Annotated in this window: 5 protein-coding genes; 3 read left to right on the top strand and 2 right to left on the bottom strand. The window is 71.2% G+C overall.

The genetic code is table 11. The annotated features are described in order from the left end of the window. Positions 1-425: 425 nt before the first annotated feature. Complete coding sequence (locus ACIGXP_RS24720; protein WP_363219162.1) at positions 426-875, top strand: PTS glucose transporter subunit IIA; 450 nt, start codon at positions 426-428, stop codon at positions 873-875. A gap of 78 nt (positions 876-953) precedes the next feature. Continuing rightward, positions 954-2624, top strand: coding sequence for a phosphoenolpyruvate--protein phosphotransferase (gene ptsP / locus ACIGXP_RS24715; RefSeq protein WP_399771564.1), 1671 nt, complete (start codon positions 954-956; stop codon positions 2622-2624). 116 nt (positions 2625-2740) lie between these two features. Here the strand turns inward: ptsP and ACIGXP_RS24710 are convergent, their stop codons facing one another. Both ACIGXP_RS24710 and ACIGXP_RS24705 read right to left on the bottom strand, forming a co-directional pair. After that, positions 2741-3634 (bottom strand): hypothetical protein, encoded by an 894-nt coding sequence (locus tag ACIGXP_RS24710; RefSeq protein ID WP_399771561.1) that lies wholly within the window; start codon positions 3632-3634, stop codon positions 2741-2743. A gap of 182 nt (positions 3635-3816) precedes the next feature. Further along, on the bottom strand, positions 3817-5784 hold the full coding sequence (locus ACIGXP_RS24705) for an acetoacetate--CoA ligase (RefSeq protein ID WP_399771558.1): 1968 nt from the start codon (positions 5782-5784) through the stop codon (positions 3817-3819). Between the two features lie 214 nt (positions 5785-5998). Here ACIGXP_RS24705 and ACIGXP_RS24700 point away from each other — a divergent pair, with 214 nt between their 5' ends. Beyond that, positions 5999-8359: a glycoside hydrolase family 31 protein gene (locus ACIGXP_RS24700; RefSeq protein WP_399771555.1), complete on the top strand. Its 2361-nt coding sequence runs from the start codon at positions 5999-6001 to the stop codon at positions 8357-8359. Positions 8360-8417 lie beyond the last annotated feature (58 nt).

Genomic DNA, 8417 nt, shown 5'->3' with positions numbered 1-8417 from the left:
CCTCGTCACCGGAAGGATCCGGTAGACGGGGTATCAACATATCTGGCGTTGATTTTTGGCACGCTGTTGAGTTCTCAAGGAACGGTCGCTTCCTTTGTACTCACCCTCTCGGGCTTTCCTCCGGGCGCTTCCCTTCGGTGTTTCAAACTCTACCAGGGTTTTTCCGTCTCTCTGACCACCCTTCTGCGAACATGCAGAAGCGGATCCGAAAGTAGGATCTGACGAGTTTGGGTCCTGCCGGATGAAGGCGCTTTCGCGACTCTCCGTCCCAAGCAGGAGTACGACTGTACACGGGGCCTCGAAGGCGGTGCAAATCCATCGGGTTGGTGGTCTAGACCACTAGCTGCTAGCTTCCATACGGAACCGCCACTTCACATGACATACGCTGCTGCTCAGTGCGCAGCTCCACTCCTTGGAGGCTTCCCATGACCACCGTGACGTCCCCTGTTGCTGGACGTGCCATCGGACTGGCCGAAGTGCCGGATCCGGTCTTCTCCGGGGCCATGGTCGGCCCGGGTACCGCGATCGACCCCGTGCGTGAGCCCTCCGAGGCCGTGGCGCCCGTTGACGGCGTGATCATCTCCCTGCACCCGCACGCTTTCGTCGTGGTGGACGAGAGCGGGCACGGCGTGCTCACCCACCTCGGTATCGACACGGTGCAGCTCAACGGCGAGGGTTTCGAGCTGCTCGTCAACAAGGGCGACACCGTGGCGCGAGGTCAGGCCGTCGTGCGCTGGAACCCCCTTGCCGTCGAGGCCGCCGGCAAGTCCCCGGTCTGCCCCGTCGTCGCGCTCGAAGCCACGGCCGAGTCCCTCTCCGACCTCCGTGACAGCGGTGACGTGAAGGCCGGCGACAGCCTCTTCTCCTGGCACTGACGGCACGGCCGTCGCAGGACGGCGAACAGGACAACCATCACGGCGGCGGAACCCGCCGCACTATCGGAGACGGGTGAGATGGAGACAACGCTGCGAGGCGTCGGCGTGAGCCATGGCGTGGCCATCGGCGAGGTTCGGCACATGGGTACGGCGGTGCTGGAGCCGCCCGCGAAGCAGATCCCCGCCGAGGAGGCCGAGCGGGAGCAGGGGCGGGCTCGCCAGGCCGTGGACGCCGTCGCCGCCGATCTGATGGCGCGCGGCAATCTGGCGGGTGGTGAGGCCCAGGCCGTGCTCGAGGCGCAGGCCATGATGGCCCAGGACCCCGAGCTGATGGCGGACGTGGACCGGAGGATCGCCGTCGGCAGCACGGCCGAGCGTGCGGTGTACGACGCGTTCGCTGCGTACCGGGAGCTGCTGGCCGGTGCCGGTGAGTACCTCGCCGGTCGGGTGGCCGACCTGGATGACGTGCGGAATCGTATCGTCGCGCGGCTGCTGGGCGTTCCGATGCCGGGCGTGCCGGACAGTGACCAGCCCTATGTGCTCGTGGCGCGGGATCTTGCTCCGGCTGACACCGCGCTGCTGGACCCGTCTCTGGTGCTGGGTTTCGTGACCGAGGAGGGCGGACCGACCAGTCACAGCGCGATCCTGGCGCGGGCGCTGGGTGTGCCGGCGGTCGTGGCGCTGCCGGGTGTGGGTGAGCTGGCCGAGGGGACCGTGATCGCCGTCGACGGCAGTACCGGCGACATCTTCGTGAACCCGACCGAGGAGAAGAAGGCGCAGCTGGTGGCCGCTGCCGCCGAGCGCAGGGCCGCGCTGGCCGCCTCGACCGGACCGGGTGCGACGGCGGACGGTCACAAGGTGCCGCTGCTGGCCAACGTGGGCGGCCCGGTGGACGTGCCGGCTGCCGTGGAGGCCGGGGCGGAGGGTGTCGGTCTGTTCCGTACCGAGTTCCTGTTCCTGGACGACAGCAAGAACGCTCCTTCCGAACAGAAGCAGGTGGAGGCCTACCGGCAGGTGCTGGAGGCCTTCCCCGAGGGTCGTGTGGTCGTGCGGGTGCTGGACGCCGGGGCGGACAAGCCGCTGGACTTCCTGACTCCGGCCGACGAGCCGAACCCCGCGCTGGGTGTGCGGGGTCTGCGGACCCTGCTGGACCACCCCGAGATCCTGCGCACGCAGCTGACCGCGCTGGCGAAGGCCGCCGAGGGTCTGCCCGTCTACCTTGAGGTCATGGCGCCCATGGTGGCGGACCGCACGGACGCCAGGGCGTTCGCGGACGCGTGCCGTGCGGCGGGGCTGCAGGCCAAGTTCGGCGCGATGGTGGAGATCCCGTCGGCGGCGCTGCGGGCGCGTTCGATCCTTCAGGAGGTCGAGTTCCTGTCGCTGGGGACGAACGATCTCGCTCAGTACACGTTCGCGGCTGACCGGCAGGTCGGTGCGGTGTCCCGGCTTCAGGACCCGTGGCAGCCGGCGCTGCTCGATCTGGTCGCCCTGTCCGCGGAGGCGGCCAAGGCCGAGGGCAAGAGCTGCGGCGTGTGCGGCGAGGCCGCGTCCGACCCGCTGCTGGCCTGTGTGCTGACCGGTCTGGGTGTCACCTCCTTGTCCATGGGTGCGGCGTCGATTCCTTATGTCCGGGCGACGCTGGCGAAGTACACGCTGGCGCAGTGCGAGCGGGCGGCGGCGGCCGCGCGTGCCGCGGACAGCGCCGAGGAGGCGCGCGGCGCGGCTCAGGCGGTGCTGTCCGGGGAGTAGTCGTACGGGCGCATCCGATGTGGTCGGTTCAGGGGCGTCCCGCCTTCGGGTGGGGCGCCCCTGATGCGTTCGCCCTGTCGGCCCCGGTGATCAGTGCGTTCGACGCGTCGGCTCGTTCAGTGCCGGTGGCCCGGTGTCGCGCTCTCATCTCCGAGGTCGGGGGGCTCGCAGTAGTCGACGCCGGACTCCGGGGAGATGATGTCGCCGGATTCGACGTCGGTGCAGTAGGCGTCGAACACTTCGGATGCGGTGAGCGGTTCCAGGGCGCCGGCCCGCAGTCGCCAGCCGTAGACGCGGTCGGGCGTGCCCGGGGCGCTGGTGCGCAGGACGAGGCCGCCGGGGCTGCGGGTCGCGAGGCCGAGTGCGAGGACGCTGGTGAATTCCAGCGCCTCTGCCTCGTCGAGTCGGGTGGTGCCGTGGCCGTCCTGGTCGCCGTGGAGTACGGAGACCAGGGTGTCCGGTGGTCCGGAGACGCTGCACACGAGGTGGCGGTCGCCGGGTGGGGCGGTGTCGAGGATGCGGCACAGGAGGTCGGAGGCGCGGGTGAAGCCCGCCCTGCCGATGTCCTCGCCGCAGGTGGGGCAGGGTCCGAGTCGGGTCAGCAGGGTGGTGGCGTACTCCCACGTCGCCTGCCGTACGGCTTCGTCCACCAGGGCGGGTACGAGCGCGGCGAGGGGCCGGCCGTCGTAGGGGATGGTGGGGCCCGTGGCTGCGAGTTCTGCGGTGAAGCAGGTTCGGCTCGCCGGGGCTTCGGGGTCGAGGCCGGCTTCCGCGCAGTAGGCGGCGTAGTCCTGCGGGTCGAACAGGGCGAGTGTGGTGTGGGAGCCCTCGTCGGCGCGGTCCTTGAGGACGGCCTCGACCTGCTGGAGATAGGTCGCGTGGTCGTCGAAGGTGAAGCTGCGGTAGCGCCGCATGGCGCGGAAGTCGTGTTCGTCGGTGAGCAGCCCGATGGTGCCGGCGATCTCGCGGCGCAGGACGCGTCGCATGGTCTGGTGGTCGGTGTGCGCCATGTTTCCCCCAAAGTGCGCAGTCGATCAATGCTCACTCACCGTAACCGGCGGCACTGACAACGGGCCGGCGCCGGCGGCGGTCGCCCATCCGGTGACGGCCGGCGCGGTGCGGCCGGCCTCGGACTTCACCGTTGTGCTGGGCGAGTCCGAGGCCGCCTGCGGAGGATCGGCTCGGCGGAGGTTCAGGCGCGTTTGCGGGCGAGTTCCTCGTAGAAGCCGAGCAGGGCGAGGTTGTCGATGGAGCCGGGGTTGACGGCCTTTTCGAGGGGGGTGCCCTGGAGGAGGCGCTTGACCGGGACCTCGATGCGCTTGCCGGTGAGGGTGTGCGGGACGCCGGGGACCTCGATGATCTCGTCGGGGACGTGGCGCGGTGACAGTTGTTCGCGGATGGTCTGCTTGATGCGGTGCAGGAGGGCCTCGTCGAGGACGGCGCCGGGCGCGAGGTGTACGAACAGTGGCATCCAGTAGCCGCCGTCGGGCTGCTCGATGCCGATGACCAGGGTTTCCTTGATCTCGGGCAGCCGCTCGACGACTTCGTAGATGTCGGCCGAGCCCATGCGCACGCCCTGCCGGTTGAGGGTGGAGTCGGAGCGGCCGTGGATGATCACGGTGCCGCGCGAGGTGACCGTGATCCAGTCGCCGTGCCGCCAGACGCCGGGGTAGGTGTCGAAGTAGCTGTCGTGGTAGCGGCTGCCGTCGGGGTCGTTCCAGAAGCGGATCGGCATGGAGGGCATGGGGTTGGTGACGACCAGTTCGCCGACCTCGTCGATGAGGGGCTTGCCGCTGGGGTCCCAGGCCTGCAGGTCGGTGCCGAGGCCGGGGGCCTGGAGTTCGCCCGTGTAGACCGGGAGCGTCGGTACGCCGCCGGCGAAGCAGGAGCAGACGTCGGTGCCGCCGCTGACGGAGGCGATCCACAGGTCGTCCCGGACCTCGTCGTGCAGCCAGCGGAAGCCGTCGGGCGGCAGCGGCGAGCCGGTCGTGGCGACGCACTTCACCGCGGACAGGTCGTGGTCGCGTGCGGGGTGGACGCCGGCTTTGCGGCAGGCCATGACGTAGGCGGCGGAGGTGCCGTACAGGGTGGCTCCGGTGCGTTCGGCGATCCGCCATTGGGCGCCGGTGTCGGGGTAGCCGGGGCTGCCGTCGTACAGGACGATCGTCGTGCCCGTGAGCAGGCCGGAGACGAGGAAGTTCCACATCATCCAGCCGGTGGAGGTGTACCAGAAGAAACGGTCCTCGGGGCCGAGGTCGCAGTGCAGGCCGAGCTGTTTGAGGTGTTCGACGAGAATGCCGCCCTGGGACTGGACGATGGCCTTGGGCAGGCCGGTGGTGCCGGAGGAGTACAGCACCCACAGGGGGTGGTCGAACGGGACCTGCTCGAAGAGGGGCTCGGTGTTCCCGGCCGTCAGCGCCGACCACTCCAGGGCGCCCTCGGGTGCCTGGGTGCCGAGCAGCGGGATGTGGACGACGGCGCGCACGGTGGGCAGCTCGCGGCGCAGCTCGGTGACGATCTCGCGGCGGTCGTGCTCCTTGCCGCCGTAGCGGTAGCCGTCGACGGTGAACAGGACGACGGGTTCGACCTGCTGGAAGCGGTCGAGGACGCTGCGGGCGCCGAAGTCGGGGGCGCAGGAGGTCCAGACGGCGCCTACGGCGGCCGTGGCGAGGAGGGCGACGACGGCCTGCGGGATGTTGGGCAGGTAGCCGCTGACGCGGTCGCCGGGGCGTACCCCGAGGGCGCGGAGTTCGGCGGCGAGGGAGCCGACCTGGCGGCGCAGCTCGGACCAGGTCACGGGGCGCGGTTCGTGGGTTTCGTCCACGTACAGCAGGGCGGGTTCGTCCGCGCGGTCGGCTGCGGCGCGCAGGGCGTGCTCGGCGTAGTTGAGGGTGGCTCCGGGGAACCACTGGGCGCCGGGCATGGTGCGGTCGCCGAGCACGCGCGCGTAGGGCGTCGAGAAGCGTACGTCGAACCACTCCGTGACGGCCTTCCAGAAGGTGTCCAGCTGGTCGACGGACCACTGGTGCAGGGCGGGGTAGCCGCCTTCGGCCGGGGCGCCGTGGTGCTCGGCGGCCCATGCCTGGAACTGGGTGATGCGGGCCTGGGCGATCCGCGCGGGATCGGGCTGCCAGAGCGGCTGGGGGTTCGCGGTCGACATGGGGCGGCTCCCGGGCTGTGCGCGTCGTGTGCGTCGGTCCGCGCACGGGCTGGGGTGTGCGCGTGACGCGGCTGACAGGGACGATGCCATGTGATCGACTTCTACACCAGGGTGCGCCCCACATAGTCCGTGTCGTGAAGATGTGGTCCCAGCACGGGTGAACGGCAGTTGAACGACACACGCGCGTGGGGTGCTCAGTGGCAGGGTGAGCAGCATGGACGGTCGTGACCTGGTGCGTTCGGTGAGTGTGGTCGGTTCGGGGAGGGCGGCTCGGGGGTTGCGTACCGTACGGGCCGCATGGCGCAGGAGGCGTATCGATGCCGCCGGGCTACCGCGGCGGGGTGCCGAGCGGGCGCGGGTGCCGGGTCAGGTGGAGGGGGTGGAGCCGGGGCCGGGTGGCGGGCTGATCCGGTTCGGCCGGTCCGAGCTGCGGATCACCGTTGCGGTGAACGGGGCGGTGTTCTGGGGCTGGGACGGGGCCGGTCCGCAGCCCTCGTACGCGCTCGCGGGGGGCTGTCCGGAGCCTGATGCGCGGGCGGTGCTGGAGCCGGACAAGGAGGGTGGCTGGCGTGTGGTCGCCGAGCGTGTGACGGTCATCGTCTCGCGGCACGGTGCGGTGGAGGTGTGCACGCCCGGCGGAGTGACCCTGCGGCGGGATCTGCCGCCGCGCTGGTGGGAGCCGGTCGGCGGGGGCACGGCTCGGTGGATGCAGCGGTCGGAGGTGGCGGCGGACGCCCGCTTCTTCGGTCTGGGCGGCCGGGCGTCGGGGCCCCGGCTGAGGGACGGCACGTACCGGCTGTGGAACACCGATCCGGGGCGGGCCTTCGGCCCCGGTGACGATCCGCTGTATCTGACGATGCCGGTGCAGCTGGTGGTGGCCGACGCCGGCACGCATCTGGTCTTCCACGACAGCACCTGGGACGGCACGGTGGTGCTGCGGGAGGGTGAGGAGGGCGCCGGGTCCGGGCACGACCGGACGGGGCGCTGCGAGGTGCGGATGGACGGCGGTCCGCTGCGCTGCTGGGTGATGGTGGGCACGCCCGCGCGCGTGCTGCACACCTGGGCCTCGCTGACCGGGGCGCCCGCGCTGCCGCCGTCGTGGGCGCTCGGCCACCATCACGCGCGGTGGGGCTTCGGCAGCGAGCAGGAGGTGCGCCGGATCGTCACGGGGTACCAGGAGCGCGGTCTGCCGCTGGACGCCGTGCATCTGGACATCGACCACTTCGACGACCACCAGGTGTTCACCGTCGACCAGGATCGTTTCCCGAAGCTGCCCCAACTCGCCGACGAGCTGCGACGGGACGGCATCCGGCTGGTGTCGATCGTCGATCCGGCTGTGCGGGCCGCGCCGGGCAACGCCGTGTACGACGGTGGTTCGGCCGTGGACGCGTTCGTGCGGGACGCCTCGGGGCGCGAGGTGCGGGGTGTGGTGTGGGCCGGGGAGTCGGTCTTCCCGGACTTCACGCACGCGCGTGTGCGCGCGTGGTGGGGCGGGCTGTACGAGGAGCGTCTGGGGCAGGGCTTCGCGGGGTTCTGGCACGACATGAACGAGCCGACGTCGTTCAACGCCTTCGGGGAACCGACGTTGCCGCGTTCGGCGCGGCACGTCTTGGAGGGGCGCGGGGGCGACCACCGGGAGGCGCACAACGTGTACGCGCTCTGCATGGCCCGTGCCGCTTACGAGGGGTTGCGCCGGCTGTCGCGCCAGGAGCGGCCCTTCCTGTTCTCCCGCTCGGGCTGGGCGGGGATGCAGCGTTACGGGGGCACCTGGTCCGGGGACGTGGCGACGGGCTGGCCGGGTCTGCGGGCATCGTTGTCGCTGGTGCTGGGGCTCGGCCTGTGCGGGGTGCCGTACTCGGGTCCGGACGTGGGCGGTTACGACGGCAGTCCGTCGCCCGAGTTGTATCTGAGGTGGTTCCAGCTCGGTGCGTTTCTGCCGCTGTTCCGCACGCATGCGAGTCTGCGGGCGGGGCGCAGGGAGCCCTGGGAGTTCGGTGCGGAGGTGCTGGAGCACGCGCGCGTGGCGCTGCTGGAGCGGCGGCGGCTGCTGCCGTACTTCGTGACCCTGGCGCATCTGGCGCGGCGCACCGGTGCGCCGTATGTGCGGCCGTTGTGGTGGGGGGCTCCGGAGGACCGGGCGCTGCGCGAGTGCGAGGACACGTTTCTGCTCGGGGACGGTCTGCTGGTGGCTCCGGTGCTGGACCCGGGCGCCGACCGGCGGGCGGTGCAGCTGCCGCGGGGCCTTTGGTACGACACGGTGACGGAGCGGGCCTACGAAGGACCGGGACAGGTCCTCGTCGACGCGCCGCTGTCGCGGATACCGGTGTTCGCGCGCGGGGGCGCGGTCATCCCCGTGCGCGGTGCCGACGGCGGCCTTGAGCTGGAGGTGTGGGCACCCGCGCGTGGGCGTACGGGAGGCGGCCTCGTCGTGCCGGACCCCGGCGACGGCTGGGACGAACCGGAGATCGAACGCTACGTCGTCCGCCGGCAGGGCCGTGGGGTGGCGGTCACCCGGGAGCGGGAGGACGGCTCCGCCGAGCCGCCCTACCCGGTGCGGGTCCGGGGACTCGGCTGAGCCGCGAGGCCAGGCGTTGCGCCGGAGTCGCCGCGATGTGCCGCTTTTCGCGTGCGGC

It is taken from the genome of Streptomyces sp. NPDC053069, assembly GCF_044546895.1.
Lineage (GTDB): Bacteria > Actinomycetota > Actinomycetes > Streptomycetales > Streptomycetaceae > Streptomyces.
This window is presented reverse-complemented; position numbering and strand designations above follow the sequence as displayed.

Excerpts from the sequence above, each read along its gene's own strand:
- ACIGXP_RS24720 (WP_363219162.1), top strand. The coding sequence starts at position 426 with ATGACCACCGTGACGTCCCCTGTTGCTGGACGTGCCATCGGACTGGCC.
- ACIGXP_RS24700 (WP_399771555.1), top strand. The coding sequence starts at position 5,999 with ATGGACGGTCGTGACCTGGTGCGTTCGGTGAGTGTGGTCGGTTCGGGG.
- ptsP (WP_399771564.1), top strand. The coding sequence starts at position 954 with ATGGAGACAACGCTGCGAGGCGTCGGCGTGAGCCATGGCGTGGCCATC.
- ACIGXP_RS24705 (WP_399771558.1), bottom strand. The coding sequence starts at position 5,784 with ATGTCGACCGCGAACCCCCAGCCGCTCTGGCAGCCCGATCCCGCGCGG.
- ACIGXP_RS24710 (WP_399771561.1), bottom strand. The coding sequence starts at position 3,634 with ATGGCGCACACCGACCACCAGACCATGCGACGCGTCCTGCGCCGCGAG.